18 protein-coding genes are annotated in these 25,523 nt (G+C 35.9%); 4 read left to right on the forward strand and 14 right to left on the reverse strand.

The genetic code is table 11. The annotated features are described in order from the left end of the window. Positions 1-97 precede the first annotated feature (97 nt). The gene (gene clpX, locus BM305_RS00330; RefSeq protein WP_092558702.1) at positions 98-1,504 is read right to left on the reverse strand and encodes an ATP-dependent Clp protease ATP-binding subunit ClpX; all 1,407 of its coding nucleotides are present in this window, start codon (positions 1,502-1,504) and stop codon (positions 98-100) included. 128 nt (positions 1,505-1,632) lie between these two features. Then, entirely contained in the window at positions 1,633-3,180 is a 1,548-nt protein-coding gene (locus BM305_RS00335; RefSeq protein WP_092558703.1) for a S1C family serine protease, read from the reverse strand. A 261-nt stretch (positions 3,181-3,441) separates the two neighbouring features. Between BM305_RS00335 and BM305_RS00340 the strand changes: the two genes are divergently transcribed. The 3 genes from BM305_RS00340 to BM305_RS00350 all read left to right on the forward strand — a co-directional run bounded on the left by BM305_RS00340 (position 3,442) and on the right by BM305_RS00350 (position 7,061). After that, entirely contained in the window at positions 3,442-4,872 is a 1,431-nt protein-coding gene (locus BM305_RS00340) for an undecaprenyl-phosphate glucose phosphotransferase (RefSeq protein WP_092558704.1), read from the forward strand. Between the two features lie 21 nt (positions 4,873-4,893). Beyond that, on the forward strand, positions 4,894-5,943 hold the full coding sequence (locus BM305_RS00345) for an LCP family protein (protein ID WP_092558705.1): 1,050 nt from the start codon (positions 4,894-4,896) through the stop codon (positions 5,941-5,943). An 80-nt stretch (positions 5,944-6,023) separates the two neighbouring features. After that, positions 6,024-7,061, forward strand: a complete 1,038-nt coding sequence (locus BM305_RS00350) for a proline-rich domain-containing protein (RefSeq protein WP_092558706.1) — start codon at positions 6,024-6,026, stop codon at positions 7,059-7,061. A gap of 62 nt (positions 7,062-7,123) precedes the next feature. Here BM305_RS00350 and BM305_RS00355 read toward each other — a convergent pair whose 3' ends face one another. From BM305_RS00355 to gltX, 4 genes are all read right to left on the reverse strand, one after another. After that, positions 7,124-7,783 (reverse strand): HAD family hydrolase, encoded by a 660-nt coding sequence (locus BM305_RS00355; protein WP_092558707.1) that lies wholly within the window; start codon positions 7,781-7,783, stop codon positions 7,124-7,126. 11 nt (positions 7,784-7,794) lie between these two features. Next, entirely contained in the window at positions 7,795-10,197 is a 2,403-nt protein-coding gene (locus BM305_RS00360) for an ATP-dependent DNA helicase (protein WP_092558708.1), read from the reverse strand. Positions 10,198-10,210: 13 nt separating this feature from the next. Further along, positions 10,211-12,232, reverse strand: coding sequence for an ATP-dependent helicase (locus tag BM305_RS00365; protein WP_092558709.1), 2,022 nt, complete (start codon positions 12,230-12,232; stop codon positions 10,211-10,213). A 71-nt stretch (positions 12,233-12,303) separates the two neighbouring features. Continuing rightward, entirely contained in the window at positions 12,304-13,764 is a 1,461-nt protein-coding gene (gene gltX, locus BM305_RS00370) for a glutamate--tRNA ligase (protein WP_092558710.1), read from the reverse strand. Positions 13,765-13,940: 176 nt separating this feature from the next. Here gltX and mgrA point away from each other — a divergent pair, with 176 nt between their 5' ends. Further along, positions 13,941-14,930: an L-glyceraldehyde 3-phosphate reductase gene (gene mgrA / locus BM305_RS00375; protein WP_092558711.1), complete on the forward strand. Its 990-nt coding sequence runs from the start codon at positions 13,941-13,943 to the stop codon at positions 14,928-14,930. A gap of 99 nt (positions 14,931-15,029) precedes the next feature. Here the strand turns inward: mgrA and BM305_RS00380 are convergent, their stop codons facing one another. From BM305_RS00380 to BM305_RS00415, 8 genes are all read right to left on the reverse strand, one after another. After that, the gene (locus BM305_RS00380) at positions 15,030-16,370 is read right to left on the reverse strand and encodes an ABC transporter permease (protein ID WP_092558712.1); all 1,341 of its coding nucleotides are present in this window, start codon (positions 16,368-16,370) and stop codon (positions 15,030-15,032) included. Then, a complete protein-coding gene (locus BM305_RS00385) occupies positions 16,357-16,893 on the reverse strand; it encodes a hypothetical protein (protein WP_092558713.1) in 537 nt (178 codons plus the stop codon). The genes BM305_RS00380 and BM305_RS00385 overlap by 14 nt, the downstream gene beginning before the upstream one ends. A gap of 22 nt (positions 16,894-16,915) precedes the next feature. Further along, positions 16,916-19,060, reverse strand: coding sequence for a COG1361 S-layer family protein (locus BM305_RS00390; RefSeq protein ID WP_092558714.1), 2,145 nt, complete (start codon positions 19,058-19,060; stop codon positions 16,916-16,918). After that, positions 19,057-19,833: an ABC transporter ATP-binding protein gene (locus BM305_RS00395; protein ID WP_092559029.1), complete on the reverse strand. Its 777-nt coding sequence runs from the start codon at positions 19,831-19,833 to the stop codon at positions 19,057-19,059. Before BM305_RS00395 ends, BM305_RS00390 begins: the two co-directional genes overlap by 4 nt. A gap of 230 nt (positions 19,834-20,063) precedes the next feature. Next, the gene (locus tag BM305_RS00400) at positions 20,064-20,675 is read right to left on the reverse strand and encodes a cytidylate kinase-like family protein (RefSeq protein WP_092558715.1); all 612 of its coding nucleotides are present in this window, start codon (positions 20,673-20,675) and stop codon (positions 20,064-20,066) included. Positions 20,676-20,718: 43 nt separating this feature from the next. Continuing rightward, the gene (locus BM305_RS00405; RefSeq protein WP_092558716.1) at positions 20,719-21,609 is read right to left on the reverse strand and encodes an aldose 1-epimerase family protein; all 891 of its coding nucleotides are present in this window, start codon (positions 21,607-21,609) and stop codon (positions 20,719-20,721) included. A 75-nt stretch (positions 21,610-21,684) separates the two neighbouring features. Further along, positions 21,685-23,274, reverse strand: a complete 1,590-nt coding sequence (locus tag BM305_RS00410; protein ID WP_092558717.1) for a peptide chain release factor 3 — start codon at positions 23,272-23,274, stop codon at positions 21,685-21,687. 112 nt (positions 23,275-23,386) lie between these two features. Further along, positions 23,387-25,507, reverse strand: a complete 2,121-nt coding sequence (locus BM305_RS00415) for a dynamin family protein (protein WP_092558718.1) — start codon at positions 25,505-25,507, stop codon at positions 23,387-23,389. Positions 25,508-25,523 lie beyond the last annotated feature (16 nt).

Raw genomic sequence — 25,523 nt, forward strand, 5'->3', positions numbered from 1 at the left:
CCAGACTCTTCCTGTTTTGTGCAGACAAAAAAATCCCTGCTCACAAAACAACAATTGTCTCATGAGCAGGGATATCTATTTTTTAAATTAAATATTCTTACAGTTCAGCTGGAAGCTTTGGCACTCCTCTCATTTCAATCTGAGGTGCTCCTTTCCCTTCAATATATTCTCTCGTTATAATAACTCGTCCAATTGCTTCATCCTTAGGAATTTCATACATAATATCCAGCATAAATTCTTCTATAATCGCTCTTAGTGCTCTTGCACCTGTTTTCTTTTCAATGGCCTTTTCAGCAATTGCCTCGTAGGCTCCTTCATCAAATTCCAAATCCACCTCATCCAGTGCCAGCAGTTTTTTATACTGCTTTGTAATAGCGTTTCTTGGCTCCTTCAGAACTTTTACCAGCATTTCCTTTGACATGCCATCCAGAGTAAACACAATCGGAAGACGTCCCAGAAACTCTGGAATCATTCCAAATTCTCGTAAATCTTCTGTTGCCACCTGGGATAACAGCTTTGGATCCGAATCATACTTATCCTTCAAATCGGCACTAAAGCCAATGGAACTTTGCTTATTTAACCGCTGTTTAATAATCTTATCTAAATCCGGAAAAGCACCGCCGCAAATAAACAGAATATTCCGTGTATTAATTGTTGTTAACGGCACCATGGCATTCTTACTAGTTGCCCCAACCGGCACTTCCACATCACTTCCTTCTAACAGCTTCAACAACGCCTGTTGTACGGACTCACCACTAACGTCTCGGCTGCTAGTGCTTTTTTTCTTTGCAATTTTATCAATTTCATCAATAAAAACAATTCCACGTTCTGCCTTTTCTACATCATTATCTGCAGCTGCCAGTAATTTTGATAAAACACTTTCCACATCATCTCCAATATATCCTGCTTCCGTTAGAGAAGTTGCATCTGTAATTGCCAATGGTACCTGCAAAATACGAGCAAGGGTTTTTACAATATACGTTTTACCACTTCCAGTAGGTCCCAGCATAAGCATGTTGGACTTTTCAATCTCAATATCCTCCATGGTTCCTGTTGCAACTCTTTTGTAATGATTGTAAACACCTACAGAAACCACTTTTTTTGCAAACTCCTGTCCAATAACAAACTCATCTAAGCTTGCCTTAATGATATGTGGTGCTGGAAGATTACTGGCATCCAGGACTGCTTTTACCGTATCCTTTTTCTCTGCTCTTTTTTTAATTTTCTGATTCTTTGGAATCTCATTCTTTACGTTTGGAGGCGGAGTAAAGCCCATCATATTAGGATTTATTGAACCAAAATCCATAAATGGCATTCCACCATTATTCATTGTATCAAAGGTTTTTTGCATACAATCGGAACAAATGCAGATGTTATTGGGAATATGAATCATTTTACCTGCTTTACTTTCCGGCCTCCTGCATATATAGCAAATGTCTTCATATATATTATTATCTTTTTGATTATCTGTGTTATCTACTATATCCTTTGTTTCATCCTTCATATTCTTTCTCCTTACTATTTGTAACAAATTACTGTAATGACTGAAATTGTTTTTATTATATCTTACATTGAATTTTGTTACAAGTTATTTACACTAAATTTTTATGAAGAATGCTGTATTGAAAATTTCTAACGATTAAATTGATTAAAATATTCTTCAAAGTAATTGTAGAAGTCTTCAAAATCATCGGAACCATTTCCATACTGGTCTGAACCATCTCCATTTGGATCTTGATATGGATTTTGGTATTGTTCTGTATTGTTATCTTCCTCAGTTGCATTATCCTGGCCTAAGTTAAGCTGATTAAATTCTGTTGCAGACATAAGTGTCACATTGATTTCCTGTGCCTCATAAGTACCATTTAAATTACGCATCACGGTAAATGTAATGGTTGAGCCTGCCTTATAACTTGTTGTTTTTTCTTTTAAAGCAGCCATGGACTTTACTTCTATTCCGTTTACCGCAGTAATAATATCTCCACTTAATATACCTGCTTTGCTGGCAGCGCCGCCTTCTGCAACGGATACAACCAGTGCTCCCATTGGCACGCCATAGCTTGCGTTTTGTTCCTCTGTTACATCTTCACCTGTAATTCCAAGATAGCCCTCTTCTCCTTCATCTACTTGTTCTTTTGTTATCAGTTCATTCATAATTGGAATGGCACTAGAAATTGGGATGGCATAACACATGCCTTCTACTTCTGTTACGGAAAGCTTCAAGGAATTAATACCAATTACTTCCCCGTCCATATTAATCAAGGCACCACCACTATTACCTGGATTTATAGCAGCATCTGTCTGGATTAGTGTCATTGTGGTTCCCTCTACATCGATTTCACGATCCTTGGCACTTACATATCCCACAGTAACTGACTGTCCATATCCTAATGCATTACCAATTGCAACAACCTGATCACCCACTGGAATGGCGTCTGAATCTCCAAGCTTTGCAACACTAATTGCACTTAATGTTTCTTCCTTTAAATCGCTTTTATTAATAATGATAACAGCCAAATCTGCCGTAGAATCGTATCCTTTTACAGTAGCTTCTACCATGTTCTCATCACAAAACGTAACCATAATCGTTTTTGCACCTTCTATTACATGGTAATTAGTTAGAATGTACAATTCTTTATCTGTTTCTTTTACAATAATTCCGGAGCCACTTCCTTCTGCCTCTTCGCTATAGGACTGTCCAAAATAATTATATTCCTGTTCAATTGTACTTGTAATTGATACAATAGATGGCATTGCTTCCTTTACCACATCTGCAACTGTGTTTTCTGTACTGACTGTTTCTAATACAGCGGTCTGATCAATTGGCGTTTCATTCACTTCTATTGCATTTTCTTCAAGAGCACTTGTATCAAACTGTTTGCTTAATACATAACTAATTGCCGACTTACCTCCCAGGTAAGCCCCTCCAATTAAAACTCCTGAACAGCAGGCTGCTGTTGCTGCAATAATCATTTTTTTCGTAAACGTCATTTTCTTTTTGGGTGGTTTCTGCCCATCTGGCTGGCTGCCCATCGGCATTTGGTTATATCCAAAATCTTGTTCCACTCCTTGGTTATAATCATAATTACTATAATTTTGCTGTACATAGCCATCATGCTGACTATTTGTCTCATTGCCCATTGAATTTAATCCATTGTTATTATTATAATTGTTATCCATACCTTAACACTCCTTATCATGTAATCGTTTATATTTTAATGGGTTGCTTTTGTTTTATTTATCATGTTTATACTATAACATCATTTTGTGTTCTGTTTGTGAAAAAAGTTTTAACATTCTCGTAACTGTTAACTCAAGTCTGGCAGTTGCCAAATAAAAATTTATAAAATATTAATTGTAGATTCTATTTCATTATTGTATTATAATAAATGGACTATGTCAAAAAAATACTACTGCTTATTACGAAAGGCATGATATAAGATGATTAAAGATAATCAAAAGCTTTTAAACCGGTTTCATGTGTTAATTGATGCTTTTTTAATAGTTGTATCCTTTTTCCTTACACACCGGTTGAGATTTGAAAGTTTTTTAACAACAAAGTACGTTCTTCTTACACCGTACAATTACTATCCCGATGCAATGCTTTTAGCAAAGAGGGTTATGCTTATTGTTATTGTTCCTGCTTATTTGATTATTTATTATTATTCACATATGTATGGACCAAAACGTGCCAAAAGCAACCGCATGGAACTCTGGAATATATTTAGAGCCAATGTTGTTGGTATTACCTTTTTTTCCTTTATGATATTCTTTTTAAAAGTAGATACCAAATATCTTCGTGCGTTTTTATTTATCTTTTTTTGCATTAATATTTTACTTGCTTTTACATTGAGAGTAATCATCCGTTTTGTTTTAAAATCTTACCGTAAAAAAGGATATAATTTAAAGCATGTCTTGGTTGTAGGATATAGCCGAACAGCAGAACGCTATATTAGACGGGTGCTTTTAAATCCAGAATGGGGTTATAAAATTCATGGCATTTTAGATGACACGAAAAAAATTGGTACTACCTATAAAAATATTAATATTATTAACACAATTGATAAACTAGAAGAATTTTTGGAGAATAATGATTTGGATGAAATTGCCATTACTTTAAGCATTGATGAATACTCAAAACTAGAACGTATTGTTGCAATTTGTGAAAAATCTGGTGTCCATACAAAATTTATTCCCGACTACAATAATATGATACCAACACGGCCATATATGGAAGATTTAAGTGGTCTGCCAGTGATTAATATTCGTAATGTTCCGTTAAGTAATCTTTTTAATCGATATTTAAAACGGACAATTGATATTTTAGGTGCCTTTTTTGCAATTTGTTTATTTTCTCTTCCAATGATTATAGTGGCAGTTATTATTAAAACAACTTCAAAAGGCCCTCTGATTTTTTCTCAGACAAGAATAGGGCTTCATAACAAAGAATTTAAGATGTACAAATTTCGTTCAATGGAAATACAGTCTGAATCTCAGGAGAAAAAGGCATGGACTACTATGAACGATCCCCGTGTCACTCCGATTGGAAAATTTATTCGTAAGACAAGCATTGATGAATTACCTCAGCTTTGGAATGTTTTAAAAGGTGATATGAGTTTGGTAGGTCCCCGTCCAGAACGTCCATTTTTTGTTGAAAAATTTAAAGAAGAAATTCCGCGTTACATGATTAAACACCAGGTTCGTCCTGGAATTACGGGATGGGCACAGATAAATGGCTTTCGTGGAGATACTTCTATTATAAAAAGGATTGAACATGATTTATATTACATTGAAAACTGGACACTTGGGTTTGATATTAAAATCTTATTTTTGACTATTTTTAGAGGCTTCGTAAATAAAAATGCTTATTAATCATAGAAAAGAGGTTATCATATGAATCAAAGAGATAGAGAAAGACTTGCTGCTCCAAAAAAAAAGAAAAAAGGGCGGAAGAAAAAGAAACTGCGTTTGTTATTAGTTGTAGAACTGTTACTTCTTATTATTTTGTTGCCATTGGCATTTCTTGTAGCTAATTTAAGCAAGATTAAAACATATACTGTGGATTTAGAAAATGTCACTCAAAACGATTTTTCAGATTCAAACATAAATAACTATATTAATATTGCGGTCTTTGGGGTAGACTCCAGAGCAAATGAACTGGATCAGAATACACGAAGTGACTCCATTATTATTGTAAGTATTCATAAGAAAACTAAGGATATAAAACTCCTATCCATTTATCGCGATACATTTGTAAGTATTGACGAGCATGGGTATACAAAAATTAATCATTCTTATGCTTATGGAGGCCCTGAATTGGCTATCAGCACCATAAACAAAAATTTTGACCTGAATATTTCAGATTTTGTTACCGTAAATTTTAGTGCCGTTACAAATATTATTGATATGCTTGGCGGTGTGGAAATTGAGATTACTGAGGATGAATTAGATTATGTAAATGACTACACGAGGGATGTTGCTCGAATTAATGGCACTAAATGTGTTTACTTAAAATCAGCTGGAAAGCAAATATTAAATGGTACTCAGGCTACTGCCTATTGCCGTGTCCGCTATACCGCCGGAGGGGATTTTACCAGGGCAGAGCGCCAAAGAACTGTAATGCAGGCAATTTTGAAAAAGGTAAAGTCTTCTAATTTGAAAACATTATACGACGTAACCAATGAAATGCTTCCACAGATTTACACTAGCATGAGTACCGCTGAAATATTAAAATTAGTCCCTGGAATTTTTTCATATGATGTTGTAGAACAAAATGGCTTTCCATTTGATAAAAATCCAAGGACAATTAACAAGGCATCTGTTGTAGTTCCTGATACTCTGTCCAGCAATGTAAAAGAAATGCATAAAATGTTATTTGGAACTGAAAATTTTGAACCTTCTTCTACCGTTCAGTCTATTAGTAGTGAAATAGAGTCAAAGTAACATTTTATATAGCAGAATCTAATTGAAATTTCTCTGTTTTTATATTATTCTTATAGTATATTTATGAAAGGAGTAATTCTATGGAATATAAAGAATGTCCGTTTTGCAAGGCTCAAATTTCTATTTATAGCAAATACTGTAGTTATTGTGATCACATGTTAAGCGAGTCCGACGAGGGGACTTCTCATACATATGAACCTCCAACTCCAGCTCCAACGGAAATGGTTTCTCCTCCTCAAAGTCCTTATCAGCAGCAAGGAAATGCTTTTCCTCCTCAGAATCCTTATCAGCAGCAAGGAAATGCTTTTCCTCCTCAAAGTCCTTACCAGCAGCAAGGAAATGCTTTTCCTCCTCAAAGTCCTTATCAGCAGCAACAGGATACTGCTTTTCAGCAGCAGACAATTTCTTCTCCGATAAAAGAAGAGTTTTCTTCTATATCCTCTGCCTATTCACCATCTGAATCAGATTTTGACTTAGGATTAGACGATTTTCATATTGCGGATAATTATAGAGAAGCACAGAAATTATCATCCTTGAAGAAAACGTCTGGTCCCAGAATTGAAGGATATTTGCATCGGGATTTACGTGCCTTCATAGGAAAAAAAGCAAATACCTACTTACGCAAATTTGAAAAAATAGATAGTCATAAGATGAGTTTTAACTGGTGTGCTTTTCTATTTTCAGGTTACTGGCTTGCCTATCGGAAGATGCTTGCTGCCAGCACAATATTCTGGATTATTTACTTTTCCTTTGTGATTGGTTATACTACATTGCTGCAATATTTGATGGACATTCATCAATTAACACTGTCTTCCGCTATGGGAATGTCCGTTATGCGCTACAGCTTTTTAATTTTACAGACTATTCTAATGGGTTTTTTGGGAGATCGAATCTACTGGCGCCATACTAAGAAATCCTTAAACCGTTTTCACTGTCAGAATAATTCAGAAATTCACAGTGAGAAAAACGTAAGCTACATAAAAGATGATGGTGGAACAAGTAAATCTTTTGCTTTTCTAGCTATAATCATTTGCATCGGAATCAATATTCTTTTATCCGTTCTTTTTAATGAGACTACTATGCAGCTAAAAAAATATGTGTACCAGCTATTAGGATAAACACAGTTACAGTAAAACCGGGTGAAAAATGAAATCATGCCTCACCCGGTTTTATTTATCGCTTATTTGATTAAATCCAATAGTTCCTCTGGAAACTCTACTATATGATCCGCATGATGATTAACTAGTTCTTCCTTTGTCCGAAAACCCCACAAAACACCTATGGTCAGCATTCCTGCCCCCTTTCCCGTCTGCATATCAACATTGGTATCTCCCACAAATATACATTCCTTGGGTGATACACCAATAGAATTCGCCACACTTAACGCTCCCAGTGGATCTGGTTTTTTGGGATATCCTTCTTTTAACCCAAGTACTTCATCAAAAAAGCCCTTCCCAAACAATCTCTCCACAACCTCAACTGCTCTGTCATGTGGCTTATTAGATACCACTGCCAAACGGATTCCCATAGATTTCATATTTCCCAGTACTTCCCTCATCCCCTTAAAAGCAGTAACCTGATACGTACAATCCATTTTAAAAATTTCTGTATACTTTGCATATGCTTCGTCAAAATTTTTCCCTTCCTTATCACCTACCTGCTCCAGCACGCGCTTCCACAATACTCTTACCCCGTCTCCCGCATAATATTTATAGTTTTCCTTTGGCAAAACAGGAAATCCCAGCTCTACTAAGACTTTATTACATGCTACTGCAATTGATTCTAACGAATCTGCTAATGTTCCGTCTAAATCAAATAATGCTCCTTTAATACTTCTCATACAATCCTCCACTAAATCTTGTTCCAAAATTTCTCTAAGTATCCTTCTACTGAATTTAGAGTTACGATTTCATATGGATACCATTCCATTGGAAACAACTCTCTGTACTGCTGCTTCATAAACCGTTCATCTAATAAAAGTATCGTTCCTACATCCTCCGTTGTACGGATAACCCGTCCTGCCGACTGCAAAACCTTATTCATGCCATTATACAAATAGGCGTATTCAAATCCTTTTCCACACTTCTCATCATAATATTCTCTAAACAGTTCTCTCTCATCACAGACCATAGGAAGCCCTGTACCGACAATCACTGTTCCAATAAGCCGATTTTGTTTTAAGTCAATGCCTTCACTAAAAATACCTCCCATAACGCAGAAACCAATTTTTCTTGTTCCAGATTGAAACCCATCTAAAAAAGCTTCCTTTTCCTCCTCGGACATACTTTGTCCTTGTATTACAATATCCATATCCCAGAATGCCTTCTGCCACATTTGATCATCCTCGATTAAATTATAAATTGACTGAAGAAATGCATATGATGGAAAAAACACAAAATAGTTTCCTGGTCGTTTTCTTACACTTTGAAAAATATAAGATACAATCCTTTCATACTCCATTTGATTCCTTCTTGTATATTTTGTACTAACATCTCTTGCAATTAGGATACTTCTTTTATTAACGTCAAAGGGTGATGGTGCATAAATGGCATAATCCTCAGGTAAACCTGCCAATTGTTCTTTGTAATATTGAATAGGTAATAAAGTAGCAGAAAAGAAAACCGTACTAATTCCCTTTTCCAGACATCCTTTCAAATTATCTGCCGGATTCATGCATTGCAGACAGATAAAAAATCTCTGCTTCCCATCCCTCTCTTCCACATTACTATAAATTACATATTTATCAGTTACCAATTCAAAGATATTCAAAAAATAGTATAACTGAAAATCAAAATTTAGCACAAACTCTCTTTCCTCAAAATCCAGATGATTCTTTAAAAACAAATCACATTCGCCTACCAGGTTCATTAAATCAACTACAAAATTATTTATATTTTCTAATATCACATAACCTGTTCCTCCCTGCTCCTCCCTTCTTTCCTCCCAATTCTTTTTCAAATCCACCAAATCTTTATTACAAACTGTCAGCTTTTTTTCTAGCCTCTTACTTTTTCCTTTAATAATTTTTTTCACCGCAAGAAAATCATCCTTAAATAAGATTGCACTATACATTTCCCTAGCTCTGTCTACCAAATTATGAGCCTCATCAATTAAAAATATATAATCGTTTTTCTTTTCATTTTGAAAAAACCTCTTTAACTGAACGTTTGGTGCAAATGCATAATTATAGTCACATATAATACAATCTGCCCATAAAGTAACATCTAAGGCCATTTCAAACGGACAGACTCTATGCTTTTGGGCATACTCTGAAATTATCTCACGAGTAATTTCCTCTTCTCTGGTTATCATCTCAAAAACAGCTTCATTCACCCTATCGAAATGGCCCTCTGCCCTTTCACAACTATCTGGGTTACATTGAATTTTCTCTAGGGGGCAGATTTTTTCCTTTGCCGTCAGCGTGACAGTCTTAAGCCTCATCCCACTGTCACGCAAAATCTGAAAAGTCTCTTCTGCAACTGTCCTTGTAATGGTTTTCGCAGTTAAGTAAAAAATCTTTGCTGCGATTCCTTCTCCCATTGCCTTTACAGACGGGTAAACTGTGGAAAGCGTCTTTCCCACACCTGTTGGTGCCTCAATATACAGCTTTTTCTTGCGCAGAATAGTTTTATACACACCTACCACTAAATCTCTCTGGCCCGTCCGGTATGGAAATGGAAATTCTACTCCCTGAATGCTTTCATTTCTCGTTTCAATCCACTTTAACTGCCAAGCCGCCCATTTGGCATACTCCTGCACAAGCTCTGAAAACCATTGATTTAAGTAATCAAAGGAAACCTCCTCTTGAAACCTTTTGATTTCTTCAGTTTCCAAATTGCAATATGTCATTTGGATGACCATCTGCTGCAACATCTTTTCTTTTCCATAAATATATCCATAGCACATTGCCTGAGCCTTGTGTACCAAAAAAGGTTCTGACAGATATTCCAGCTCCATAAAGATACCTTTTATTTCATCAATAGTTACTTTTTCTTCAGTATCAATAATTCCATCCGCCCGTCCCTCAACTATAATACAAAAGTCCAGTCCGTCACAGGAAACTGGCATCTCAACCGCCAGAGAAACTTCTGCTCTGTATTCCGGCCCCATCTGCCTTTGAATACGCCTGTGTATTCTGCTGCCTTTCTGCATGGCATCCGCATCCCGATAACCACCTCTGCTATCAATATTTCCACTCCGCAATACAAATTCCACCAAATTGCGAACAGATATTTTCACGACTCTAACTCCCATACTCCACCTGCTTCTATCCCCTGTTTCTTTCCTGTTCTGATATTACTTTTATTAATTGATTCTGTATGCAGAATTCAAGACTTAACACCTTGGGAACTCCTAACTGGTCAAACTTAATTGTGCACTTCTTCTCATTCAGGCTTAAGACAGTACCCATTCCATAAGTTTTATGCTCCACCCGCGCCTGTTCTTTTATTTCGGAAGAATCTGACAATAACTCACCTATAAAACGAGAGCATATCAACTTCTTTTCATATCTTTCTTTTATATAATAAAGAAATAAATTATCCTTTGCCCTTGTCATGGCAACATAAAACATTCTTCGTTCCTCTTCCATCTCGGTACTAGAAACAGCCTTCCTGTGAGGTGTAATTCCTTCATTCGCATCTACAATAAAAACGTTTTTAAATTCTAGCCCTTTGCATCCATGAAATGTCATAAGAGAAATGCTATCATAGTCCTTCTCATTCTTATGCTGTATCTGCTCCTTCAAATTTTCCTGGTACTGTTCCATAAACGAAAACCATTGTGAATAGGTCTTGAAATCTTTTGAATTTTCTTCTAATTCCTCTAGTACCTCAAGAAGCTCTTCCACTTTAATATTACGAAATTTTGCATACTCTTCTAAATAAGAATTATATCCTACTCCATTTCGAATATATTTAATTGCTGCCAATGGATTCATGGATTTCATTAGATTCAAATCATACTCCAGCTTATTAATTCTGTCCACCATAAAACTCTTATCCAAATAATAGCTTCTCAAAGTATTGAAATCAACGTTTTTTTCCTTTACACTGTCCCTTGCAATGTAACGTTTCGGTCTATTCATGACTTCAAGAAACAAATTCCTTTCCCGTTGTCCCATTGCTAGCCGGATGTAGGCTAATATATTTTTGGCAATCCAATGATCATAAATATTTGGCATAGTGTCTTTCATTCGAAATGGTATATTATACGCCATTAATAATCCTACCAAAGCTCTAGGCTGGGTATTAGTGCGGAATAAAACTGCAATATCTCTATATGGTGTTCCCTTTTGATATATCTCTTGAATTTTGGTTACTACTGACTTATTTTCCTCCAATATAGTTTGAAATCCTGATATTACAATTTCACCTTCACCTTTTCTTGTTGGCTTAATATCTTTTTCAAATCGTTTCTTGTTATTTTTTATTACCTTCAAAGCACCCTTCACAATATTTTCTTGTGAACGGTAATTATAATCAAGTAATACCTTTTTCGCATTTGGAAAATCCTTTTTAAAATTCAACAATATCTCAGGCTTTGCTCCACGAAACCGATACAGACTCTGGTCATCATCTCCTACCAGCATAAGATGCTTTGTTTCTCCAGCAAGCATTTTAGTAATTGCATACTGCATCTGATTGCTGTCCTGGGCCTCGTCCACCATAATATACTGATATTTTTTCTGCCACAGCTTTAAAATATCCTCCCTTTCCTTGAGCAATTGATAACATAATAACATCATATCATCAAAATCTACTAAATTTGCCTGCCGCAGTTTTTCTTCATACTCTTTGTAAATCTTCTGGAACAAATTTTCAGGACAGTTCATTGAGTAATAAAAATCAATCTGAATTCCTTCTCCCTTTACCAGACTAATTTCACTAATAATACTTTCAATAAAATCCTTCTCATCTTCTACTGCATAATCTAGTTTACGAATAATTTCCTGCATCATCTGGTATTTTACTTCTTCACGCAAAATGTTATTTCCATTAAAATTGTATGCATACTTTAGTATTTTGAAAAAGATTGCATGAAAGGTGCCAAAATTCACTCCATAATTATTTTCACCCATTAGTTGTTCAAATCGTTCCTTCATCTCGTCAGCTGCTGCTTTTGTAAACGTTATAACAAGAATGTTTCTTGGATCCACTCCACACTGTTCAATCAAATATCTTGTCCGCCTTGTTATAACAAATGTCTTGCCTGAACCTGGCCCTGCCAGTACAAGCATGGGCCCCAATTCATGGGTAACTACTGTTTCCTGTGCTTTACTTAAATTCATTCCCTACTCCATTTTCTTGCTAACTTTAAAAGCACAGCTTACATTCCTGCTGTGCTTTTAACTGTTTTTATTTACTTGGACAATTTCTCAATTCCTATTTTAATTCTTCGAATTGACTCTTCTTTTCCTATAATCTCCATGATTTCTGTTGCTCCACCTGGTGTAGACTGCTTACCAGAAACAGCCGTTCTCAATGGCCACATAACAAAACCATTTTTATATTCCTTTTCCTTTACAAATTCAATTAATGCATTGTAAAGTACATCGTTACTATACTCTTCCATTTCTTCCAATACAGGCAGCACTTCCTGTAATACACGGAGTGAAGATTCTTCATTTGTCTTCATTTTCTTATGCACATACATGGAAATTTCGTATTCTGGAAGTTCTTCAAAGAAATCAATCATATCCTTAATATCAGAATAAAGTTCAATTCTGGTTTTTATCAGCTTAGAAATTTTGACAACGTCCAAATCTTTTTTAATTACTTCCTTTATATATGGTTTAGCTTCTTCTACAAACTTATCAAAATCCATTGTCTTTAGATACTCACCATTCATCCACTTCATTTTTACCATGTCAAAAACAGCTGGAGACTTATTAATTCTATGATAATCAAATTCCTTCACCAGTTCTTCTAATGAAAAAATCTCCTGATCGGTAGTAGGACTCCAGCCAAGTAATGCAACAAAATTCACAATAGCTTCTGTTAAAAATCCCTGTTCCAGTAAATCTTCATAAGATGCATGTCCACAACGCTTGGACAATTTTTTATGTTCCTCATTGGTAATGGTAGGGCAATGCACATAAACTGGCACTTCCCATCCAAATGCTTCGTATAAACGATTATACTTTGGAGAAGAAGACAAATATTCATTACCTCTTACCACATGGGTAATCTCCATCATGTGATCGTCCACAACGTTAGCAAAGTTATACGTAGGATATCCATCGGATTTGATCAAAATCATATCATCCAGTTCTTCATTATCAACTGAAATATCTCCATAAATCACATCTTTAAAAGTTGTTGTTCCTTCTGAAGGATTATTCTGACGGATTACATATGGAATTCCAGCCAGTAACTTTTCTTCCACTTCTTCCTTGGATAAATTCAGACAATGCTTATCATACTTTATGATTTCCTTATCATCTTCTTCTGAAACCTTGCTTCTAAGTCCTTCTAAACGTTCTTTTGTACAAAAGCAGTAATAGGCTTCTCCCTTTTCTATCAGCTGCTTCGCATATTCCAGATAAATTCCCTGTGCCTGTCTCTCACTCTGCACATATGGTCCAAATCCCCCATCCTTGTCTGGTCCTTCATCATGGGTTAATCCAGTACCCGCCATAGTACGATATATAATGTCAAGCGCTCCTTCTACAAAACGCTCCTGATCTGTATCTTCAATTCTTAATAGAAAATCACCGTCTTCGTGCTTAGCTATTAAATAAGCATATAACGCCGTCCTTAAATTTCCAACGTGCATTCTTCCTGTTGGACTTGGTGCAAATCTTGTTCTAATTTTCGTCATACGAAAAACCTCATTTCAAATAATATAAAGCTTATGGCTTTCCTCCTGGAAATCCAATTACGTTTATTATATACTATATCAAGCTAAGATTCCACATCTTTTTGCTAGTTTGTACCCATTCTTTTTTCTCTCTTGTTATGCTATAATAAAGCAGATTAAACGATAGGAGGTATTTCATGTATCAAGCAAATGAAAAGCGATATGAAGCAATGCAGTACAACCGCTGTGGAAAAAGCGGTATTAAGCTGCCAGTCGTTTCTCTTGGTTTATGGCATAATTTCGGTTCTGTAAACAATTACGACAACATGGTAGATATGATTACTACTTCTTTTGATTTAGGCATTACACATTTCGATTTGGCAAATAACTATGGTCCTCGGTATGGAACTGCAGAAGAGAACTTTGGAAAAATTTTAAAAAATGAACTAGGTGCTTATCGTGATGAGTTGATTATTTCTAGTAAAGCTGGCTATGATATGTGGCCTGGACCTTATGGAAATTTTGGCAGCAAAAAATATTTAGTTGCTAGCTTAGATCAAAGCCTTAAGCGTATGGGACTTGATTATGTAGACATTTTTTACCATCACCGCCCTGATCCCGAAACACCACTGGAAGAGACAATGGGGGCACTTGATTACATTGTGCGTTCTGGAAAGGCTCTTTATGTTGGTATTTCTAATTATTCTGCTGAAGAAACCCTAAAAGCCTGCAAAGTTTTAAAAGAACTTGGCACTCCACTTCTTATCCATCAGCCATGTTACTCTATGCTAAATCGCTGGATTGAAGATGGACTTACTAAAGTATTAGAGGAGAATGGTGTAGGATCGATTGCTTTTTCACCTCTTGCTCAAGGAATGCTGACAAATAGGTATTTAACAGGCATTCCAAAGGACTCCAGAGCAGCTAGTGCCAATAGTGTTTTTCTATCTGAGGATTCTATTACTAATGATATTTTGAATAAAGTGAAACAATTAAATGAAATTGCAATGGAACGTGACCAGTCAATGGCACAGTTAGCTTTATCCTGGGCCTTAAAGGTCGGAAAACTAACTTCCGTTATTATTGGTGCAAGCCGTTCATCTCAAATAGTGGATAATGCAGGAATTATCAGACACCTTGACTTTACGCCAGATGAATTAGAACGAATTGAGCAGATTTTAAAGTAGAAACAAATACAATATTGAATTGTATGAAAACAGCCTGAATAACTTAAATTCAAGCTGTTTTTCTTTTAACTTTATTCTCTCCACACATAAAAGCAATTATTATCCCTCTGATTTCATTGCTTCAATTGCACTAATTTTTGTAGCTCTTCTAGCTGGATAATACCCAGAAAATACACCAACGAAAAATGCAAATGCCACTGCCAAAACTGGCAGCCAAAATGGAATTAATGAATACGTTGCATCCTCTCCACCCAGCATTCCACTTCCTGACATCAATCCTGCAAATACGGGTCCTCCAAATCGATTAATTAAATACGATAAAAAATAACTGATTAATACACCAATAATGCCTCCAATTGCTCCAATAGACCCTGCTTCAAACAGAAATAATTTCTTAATATCTGTAATCACACATCCCAGAACTTTCATAACACCAATTTCTTTTGTTCTTTCATAAATTGACATAATCATTGTATTGGCAATACTGATTGCAGATACAATCATGGCTACTGCACCAACGCCACCCAGTACCATCTGTAACATATTAGAAGTTTCCTTCATCGGTTCCAGGGTAGATGATAAAGACGTCGATTTTACACCTAATTCATCAATTTTCTTTTGAACATCTTTTACGTTTTTAACATTATCCACAATAACCTGTATACTGCTGTACTCCTTCAACTTTTTCATAGCAGATTTTTGATCAGTAAGTTTTAAATTTTTGGACCATTTTGTATATAGTTCTTTATAATAACTGACATCTACAATGATACTCCAGTCGTAATTGGTATAACTTGCTGTGGCTTCTAATACACAGAAATCTTTTAACAGCTGCTTTTTCATTTCCTTTTCCGTACTATACTCCCAGTTCTGAAAGGTCATAAAAATTTTTTCTTTTGCTGGATCCACTTCAATCGGAGTATAATTCCAGTTACTTGGTTTGTAAAATTGTTCCATGACACGTCCGCCAATAATTATTTTATTTTTCTCATCAGCAGTTGGCATAGTTCCATAAGAAACATCCGCTAAACCCAAATCATCTAAATAATCGAAATCCACTGCTATAATCTGAACATTGTTTTCTGCCTTTCCAGAAGTTTGCAACTCCGCCTGAGCCTGCCAAATTGGTGACACTGCCTTAACATGTTTCACTTGCTTTAGTGTTTCAACAAGATTATCATCTAATTTTTGTACAACTACTTTACCACTATACTCATCGTCATCATCCTGCACCCATGTATTTTGTTCAATGGTAACCATAGTCAGACTTCCCAGTTCCATTACAAATTTATTAAAACTCTGGTTCATTCCCAAACCAATAGAAATCATAACTACAATGGAAATTGTACCAATGATTACACCTATTACTGTTAACGCTGTTCTGGCCTTTCTGCGGCTGAGATTTTTTAATCCCATTTTAACTAAATCAGAAATCCTCATATAACTCAATTCCTTTTTTTATTTTTTTTCTGGCTAATAAAGCTCCCAGTGCTCCGCCAATAATAAATACTCCTAGTGCAATTCCACCTACAAAAAACCAGTTAGACATTAAAGGATCCTTGACTGTAGCCTCTGTACCAGCCAGCATCTCATCTATACCAGTCATTCCATCACCTTCCATGCTCACGTCACCTTCTGTTACTTCTTCACCTTCTGTTACTTCTTCTCCTTCTGTTACTTCTTCTCCTTCTGTTACTTCTTCTCCTTCTGTTACTTCTTCTCCTTCTGTCACTTCTTCTCCTTCTGTTACTTCTTCTCCTTCTGTTACTTCTTCTCCTTCTGTCACTTCTTCTCCCTCTGTTACTTCTTCTTCCGTCACCTCTTTTGATTTCTCCTCGGCGACAGCTTTATCCTCTACCACCTCAGCCTCTATCGTTTCACTACTTTCGTTTGAAACCACACTTGCAGACGTACTTGATAAAAAAACAGTCGCTGCAAAATTATTATCTAATACAATTTTCATTATTTACGTTCCTCCTACCTGATTAAAGCTCTCTTTCTTCCGCTCTTCTTAATTTTCTTTTATACAATGAAATAATAACCTTTCTCACAATGAACATTCCAAATAAGAATAAAACAACATCAATTATTACAAATATCCACACCTTTACAATTGGCTTCTTTGCCTCTCCACTGTTATCAAACATTCCTGGATCAAACATTCCTGGATCATCAATTGTTGTTACAGATTGTATATATGCTGTAAATTCCGTTGGTATCTCATAACTATTTCCATTACTGTCTTCATAAGTAACAATTAGTGTTCCCACAGCATCCACATTTTCCACTAGTGGTGTAACTTCCATCTCATGACTGTTTCCTGCACCTGCTTCTACATTCCCAATAAACACCGTTTCCTGAGTAGCAACAAAATCGCTGCTTTCGATTCGTGCAGTAACATTATATAATATTGATTTTCCCATATTGTAAAAGTCAAACATCATTCCACATGGTGTATTTGTCATAGGCTGATCATAAGTTCCAACTACAATATTACTTACTGTCGGTCTGGAGTTTTCCATAACCTGTAGATTCAATGTTTCAGAAACCGTTAATCCTGAAGAAACCGCATCCTCAGGAATTTTCATTCCCTCGTACTCATATTCAAATTGTATTTTTAATGGGTATGCCTTTGTTACACAATCCGCTTTTACCCTAAGCTCAATTTCTTTATGCTGTGTTTCTCCAGCTTTAATGCTTGATAAGTAAAAACTGTTACTGCCTTCCGTAATTGCAAATGTATTTTCGTCAGATGATAAAGTTACTTTTATGTTATTTGCACTTAAGTTAGAATGTGTATTATGAATATCAAATGCAAAAGTAAAAGTCTGACCAGCTTTTAAATCTTCATCTCCTGTTGAATAATCGCTAATGATCAGCTTTGGAACTCCAGCTGTTTCCTCTTCAGGATTTTTTACATTAATAACAAACACCTTTACTGTATCGGAATACTCTGTTCCACTAGCATCCTTATAGGTAATGGCATATTCAATCTGATTTAATCCCTCTACCACTTGATCTGAGACTTTCAGTGCATTAGAAACTGTTACGCTTTCTCCAGCCTTTATTTTCTTTACAAATTGATAAGGCTCTGACTGAACTGGGCTAAAATTCGTGGCAGATAAATTAGTTGGTGTAATGGTAATACTATATACGTCTTTTGTATTAATATTTTTCAAATTAAAGCTTACCTGAAGACTTTCACCTGCAACTGGCACAGAAGGATTCTGCTTCACATCTGAAACTAACAGCTTTAACGTCTTGGCTGTATCCGATGCTGTTGTTTTTCCCTTTACCTCTACATAAGTAGACGTTGTCTCCGTCGATTTATCCGTATCTGTACTGGCTGCTTTGTATTCTACAGAAATTGTCAATGCTTTTGAACCAGTAACTGCATTTGCTGATACTCTGATAGGAAATGAAACTGTGTAATTCCCACTTCCTTCAATCTTAGTAATTTTCTGTGTTGTCCCCTCTGAACCCGGCAATACACCATCATCTGCAAAACCTTCCACAGTTACTTTCACATTTTCTGCTGCCATTGTCCCCAGATTATTAAGCTGAAATGTCAAGTCCGTTGTATCCCCTGGTTCCATTCCCTGTTGGCATTCAATATCTGTAATAGAAAGGCTTGCCTTTGTTTTTTCACCTGTAACCTTAATCTTAATTGTCTCAAGTAGTGTTGTTGTAAATAAAGTTTCCTCGTAATTATCTTTGCATAAAAAGGATGCATTTACTTCATATGTTCCATTTTTTGCTGTTTCACTGGTATCAATGGAAAAGGTCAGATAATGTTGAATATTACTGATATCCTTAACTGGATTTTGTGTTCCCTCTTTCAACAATTCAATACTTCCATTTAACGTAAACGGAGTATCCTTTGTAATCAGAGAAATCTTATTAATTTGACAATATGTATTAGATTTCACTGGTACACTAATATAAGTAGTTGTGCCTGGAGTTACAATAATATCTTTTGAATCATCTGTTACATAAATCGTTACTGCACCTGTTGTTGCTGTTCCACTGTCTTCCGTTGCCATACAGATATTCCCACCTGAACAGGTAACTACTATCATTACCACTAAATAAATACTTAACCACTTAACTTTACTAAATTTCATTTTCATAAAATCTCAACCTGCTCCTTTATATTTTCTTGTTCTTGATTTAATTTTGATATCGCCTCTTCTACTGTCACTGCTTTTACTTCTGGCTGTTGGGCTGCTTCGGCTGCATTTACTTCGCATATCTCTTCTCTATCCACAACTTCAACCTCCTGAATTTTCCCATCCAGAATATGAATAATCTTATCTGCATATTGCGCCAAGCTTCTGTCATGAGTAACCATGACAATCGTCTGATTATTCTTTTTAGCAATATCCTTAATAATATTCATAACTTCTTTGGTCGTTCTTGTATCCAGATTTCCTGTTGGCTCATCTGCAAAAACGATTTCTGGCTTTGCAACAAAGGCTCTTGCAATTCCAACCCTCTGCTGCTGTCCACCACTCATTTCTTTAGGCCTGTGACGCATCCGCTTACCAAGCCCAACACTTGTCAGCATCTCTCGTGCCATCTTCTCCCGGCTTCTTGGCCTGACCTTCTTAAAAACTAAAGGCAGCTCAACATTTTCCAATGCCGTCATAGAATTTATCAAATTATAAGACTGAAATACAAAACCCAGATAACGCTGTCTGAACTTTGCCAATCCCTTCTCACTCATCTTATGAATATTCTTTCCTTTAATAATGATTTGTCCCGTTGAAAGTTTTTCAATGCCCGCCATTAAATTCAACAAGGTAGATTTACCTGATCCCGATGTTCCAAGTAAACAACAAAATTCCCCTTTATAAATTTCAAAGCTGACATCATCAACCGCAAGTATCCTTTCTCTTCCCATTCGGTAAACTTTTTTCACATTTTTTACCTCAATCACTTTTTCGCCATTTTGCTCCACTTAATCACCTCACTAATATAACAATACTTTTAATCATATCTACTATTTATTAAAATAAGACTGTCTAATATCTTACATTTTTCTTAATATTCATGTAATAAAACAGCACTATCTTACATTTGTCTTTATAATATCTTCGACATTGCAAATAGTGCCAATTTTATACAGCATTATCATTCCACTTCCAAAAATGCCTTTATGCAATTTACTGCATGATCAATTCCACCAAAATCACTTCTGATGGATAAATGATAATTATTTACATCTCCCCATCTCTGAGTAGAATGATAGTTATAATAATTTGCTCTTCTTTTATCATATTTTAATATACTTTCAGCAGCTTTTGTACTACTTAGACCATACTGACTCACTGCATGTTGTATGCGAAAATCCAGACCAGCACAAATAAATATGTTTACAACATTCTCTTTATCCTTTAAAATGTAATCTGCACATCTTCCTACAATCACACAGGAGCCTTCTTCTGCCACTCTGCGGATTACGTCTGACTGGGCAAGAAAAATCCTGTCATCTACGGACAAACCAGCCACCCCATAGTCATGTGCTGCATATGCATTCATTCCCATGGTAATAGAATACAGCAGACTATTTGTTGCCTTCTCCTCTGCTTTTTCAAAGGCTTGTTCTGCAAACCCACTTTCTCTTGCAGCCTGGGTAATAATTTCACTGTCATAAAATGGAATACCGAAAATCTCCGCCGTCTTCTTCCCAATCTGTCTTCCACCACTACCATACTGCCTGCTGATTGTAATAATCTTATTCATACAAAAACCTCCTTATTAATCCATTCCACGCTGTACCTGCTTCTTAAGATTCCTGAAAAATTTTTATCGAATATGTTTTGTGAAAGGTCTCCTTTGCATTAATTTGATTACTCCACTCTCGTTCTGCCAAGTCACCTTGAAACCCCACACTATCACATCTTCCATACCAAGGTTCAATACAGACAAATGGTGCCTGCTTCCCTGCTGGTGACCATAGTCCAAATAACGGTGCATCAAATTCTACTGAAAGGTATACAGAATGATTCGGCTTTAATAATTCTACTTTATGAACTTGATTATTTTGAAAAATCAGAGCATCTTCATCAAACAATCCTTCTTTGATTGGGAATATCCCATTTCTTGTCTCCAGTATTTCTCCTGTGTCAAGACATAAGCCCTGACCAGACAGCTTATGGAACACTAATGGTTTTATAGAATCAAACCGGAAATAATAGTCCGCTTGCTTTTCATGGGCAGTATCCAACGGACACATAAAAGCTGGGTGAGCACCAATCGAAAAATGCATGACCTCTTCTCCTGTATTCTTAACCTTCCATTCCACAACTATTTCATGCTCAATCAATTCATAACTTACCTCTAGTTCAAATGGAAATGGAAATACCTGTAGTGTCTCCTGATCTGCAATCAGCCTGTGTACTATTTTATGTTCTGATTTCTCCACTAGTTTAAATTCACGATCCCGTGCAAAACCATGCTGAGGCAAAGAGTATGTTTTTCCTTTATATGTATACTCCTTATTCCGCAGGCTTCCCACTATAGGAAACAGAATGGGAGACTGACGTTTCCAATACGTCTCCTCTCCATTCCACAAATACTGTGTCTGAGATTGTCTATGGATTATGCTGACTAGTTCAGCGCCAAAGTCATTCACTTTAATTTCCAAATAATCATTCTCTATATGATGAACTGCCATAATAGCTCCTAACTAAATTACTTTCTGCTTTCTTGTCTTCCTATTACATTATATCACTGTCGCCCAAAAAAATCATTAATTTTTCCCAAATTCACTTAAGATTAATTCTTCATTTCTTTCTTGAACTGTCCTGATACTCCATGGATGTACAAACAATAATAATGGATTGCCTTTTAAGTCTTTTATTCTTTTTGTATCAGAAGTAACACTTAGGCTGCTAATATCCAGTTCCTTGTTTTCAATCCATCGGATGTGCTCATATGGCAATGTTTCTAGCCTTATTTCTACACGATATTCTGATTCCAGCCGGAACTTTAATACATCAAACTGAAGTACCCCAACGACTCCTACAATAATTTCTTCCATCCCCGTATTAAATTCCTGAAATATCTGTATGGCACCTTCCTGAGCGATCTGTTCAATTCCCTTAATAAACTGTTTTCTTTTCATGGTGTCCACTTGTCTGACCTTTGCAAAATGCTCTGGTGCAAAAGTGGGAATACCATCATATTCAAATCGTTTACTGCTGGCACACAAAGTATCTCCAATTGCAAAAATCCCTGGATCAAATACTCCAATAATATCTCCTGCATAAGCTTCTGTAACATGATGCCTTTCTTGAGCCATCATCTGCTGTGGCTGGGAAAGGCGAATTTTTTTATCACCCTGTATATGGAATACCTCCATCCCAGCATCAAACTTTCCTGAACAAATTCGCATAAATGCAATTCTATCTCTATGTGCCTTATTCATATTTGCCTGAATTTTAAAAACAAATGCTGAAAAATCGTTTTGAAAAGGACTAATTTCTCCCACATTGGAATTACGTGGAAGAGGAGACGTTGTCATATCCAAAAAGTGTCTTAAAAACGTTTCCACTCCAAAATTTGTTAACGCAGAACCAAAAAATACAGGTGACAGCTTTCCCTCCTGTACCCGCTGAAGGTCTAATTCATCACTTGCTCCATCTAATAAATCGATATCTTCCACTAACTTATCATGGTTATCCTTACCAATCAATTCATCTAAATGCTCATCCCCAAGTGTTACTTCTACAGACTCTACTTCCTTCTGTCCATTATGAGCGGCAAAAAAACGGGTGATTGTTCCCTTTTGCCTGTCATACACACCTTTAAAATTTTTTCCTGATCCAATTGGCCAGTTTACCGGACAGGTTCTAATTCCCAACACTGTTTCGATCTCATCTACCAGTTCAAATGGGTCGTTTGCCTCACGATCCATTTTATTTACAAATGTAAAAATAGGGATTCCTCTCATTACACAAACCTTAAACAATTTAATGGTTTGTGCTTCTACACCTTTTGAACCATCAATTACCATTACAGCAGAATCTGCTGCCATTAGTGTCCGATAAGTATCCTCTGAGAAGTCTTGATGTCCTGGTGTATCCAAAATATTTATACAATATCCATCATAATTAAATTGAAGAACGGAAGAAGTTACAGAGATTCCTCTTTCCTTTTCAATCTCCATCCAGTCTGAAACTGCATGTCTGGAAGACTTTCTTCCTTTTACTGAACCAGCAAGATTGATGGCTCCTCCATATAATAAAAACTTTTCTGTTAATGTTGTTTTTCCCGCATCTGGATGGGAAATGATAGCAAAAGTCCTTCTTTGTTTTATTTCACTAGTTATATCCGTCACGTTATTTCCTCCTCGTATTTCGTCTCATTCACATAGAGACGACTCATCGCTTAACAATCTTTGTACATTCTATAATACAACAGACTTTTCTGTCAAGGATAGAACGCAAGGACTAGTAGTTCAAATCGGAATTAATTCGCTTTAATGTATCCAACAGCTGATAATACCTCTTGATTTCATTCTCTTTATCATCAAATTGCTCTAGAACCTGATTTAACTCTCTGTGAATATCCTCAAGCAAATTATTAGAAAATTCCTGCTTTATAGCCTCCACTTTTTCCTTAAATTCCTTAACCTCCTGCTCAAATCTGCGGCATATTTCATTAAACAAATCACTTATTACATTGGAAAGAACTCTTTTCAAATCTGTTCTTGTGGCATTATCACGTATCTCACCAAAAAACTGAGCTGCGATATTGCTTAAATACACCGAAACATCAATACTTATCACTGGCAATTTTATACTATTCAGTACCCTCTCAACCATAAGCTTATAATAGGTAGGTGTATAACTATCATCTGTAACATCAAAATTTTCAATTACAGTATTTAACAATTGTCTCTTTGTCAATGCAATATCAAGTGATTTATTAAACGTATCTTCAATACAGCTTGCAGCGTCATTTGCAAAATTACGAATATTTTCAAGTGCATCTGAAGCATCAATATACTTATACCTCTCATCATAACTGTATATTTCCCGCATGCTGTTCCCCCAGGTCCAAGGCATAAACCATCTTGATGTAGAAACTGCTTTCGTCTCAAAGTGGGTTTTAATTCCTTCTTTTTCACTGAGTTGTAAATAGTCTCGGTAATATCCCCTTAAATCCCGAATAGCCTGTGTTTTATTATTTTCTATTTTTGCACACCACGTTCCAAAAATTTCTTCCAAATTTGACTCAATTGCATGAATTTGAGAAGTAAACTGTTTCTTCTGCTCTAGAATCTGCTCTCGATCGTATCGGTTCAGCTGCATAATTCTTCTTTCAGAATTTTTTTCAATCCTAATAAGTTTTGCGCGCAGCTCTTCCATTGCAGTTGGAACAAAAGAACCTGCTTTCTCTTCTAAGATTTCTTCCTTTACTTCCACAACCTCATTAAAAATTTCTGTAATCTCTTCCATATTTCCAATTTCACTTAGAATTTCCTTCGTTAAATCTTTATGAAGGTTTAAATCATCATATATTCTTTTTTCTTGTTCATTATATTCGTCTGGATTTTTATGCGACATATTATGAACAATCGAAGAAATAAAAACAGGATTCTTACATTGTGTAATTACATCATCTCGAATAAAAAAATTATTCTTCTTATAATTATTTAAAGTACGCTCTGCATAGGTTCTAAGCTTCTGCTTGTTTTCTGCAACAGCTGCTGCTATCTCCTTTTTGTCCCATAGAATATCCCTTAGTCCATCATCAAAGCGGCTGCATATCAAGACTAGCTTTTTTACGCCTTTTTGAGGGAGCTGAGCCACTAATAGTTCTAAATCATTAATATCCAAAAAACTGGTAGCCTTGCTCAGAAAAAATACCACATCGCACAACTCTATAAAGCGTTTTGTCTTAAACGTCCTAGATGCAATTGGATCATTAAGTCCTGGCGTATCTACTATAGAAATGTCCTCTAATTCCTCTTTATCCACATAAAGCACAACCGATTTAACAACAGGCGTATACTTCCCATTTTCCCCTACATAATCATTCAAATCCTTCATCAGCTCATCATACGTGTCAAACTCAATTATAACTTTATCCTTGCCAATATAATCAGCCGCATTTAATCCGCTCTCTTTTACCATAGAAATAATTTCCCGGCCTACCGCGTATTCTCCTTTCTGGGACTTAACTTTGGCATTGTTTTCAATAACTGTCCACTCATCCTTACTATAATATTCTATCTCAATACTATTATTTTCTGCATATTCAATTCTTGTTAATGTTGCTGTTTTAGGTGTTGCCGCCATAGGAAGAACATTCTTCCCACCAAATAAAAACGCATTAAGAAAAGTTGATTTTCCTGCTTTCACCCTTCCAATAATGCCGATGTTCAGCTTTCTGTCTTCTCGGAAAAAATCCTTTGTTTTAAACATAAAGCTTTGCTTTATTTCATCTATATCGGATAACGCAATTTCACTTTCAAATAATTTAAGTTCTTCACTAATGGTATCTACTTTTTTGGTAAATGCCTCAAACTTTAATTCATCTTCCCGAGTCCTGTCAAAAATTTCCATTTCATTTCCTCCCGTT

This window comes from Anaeromicropila populeti (assembly GCF_900112775.1).
GTDB lineage: Bacteria > Bacillota > Clostridia > Lachnospirales > Lachnospiraceae > Anaeromicropila_A > Anaeromicropila_A populeti.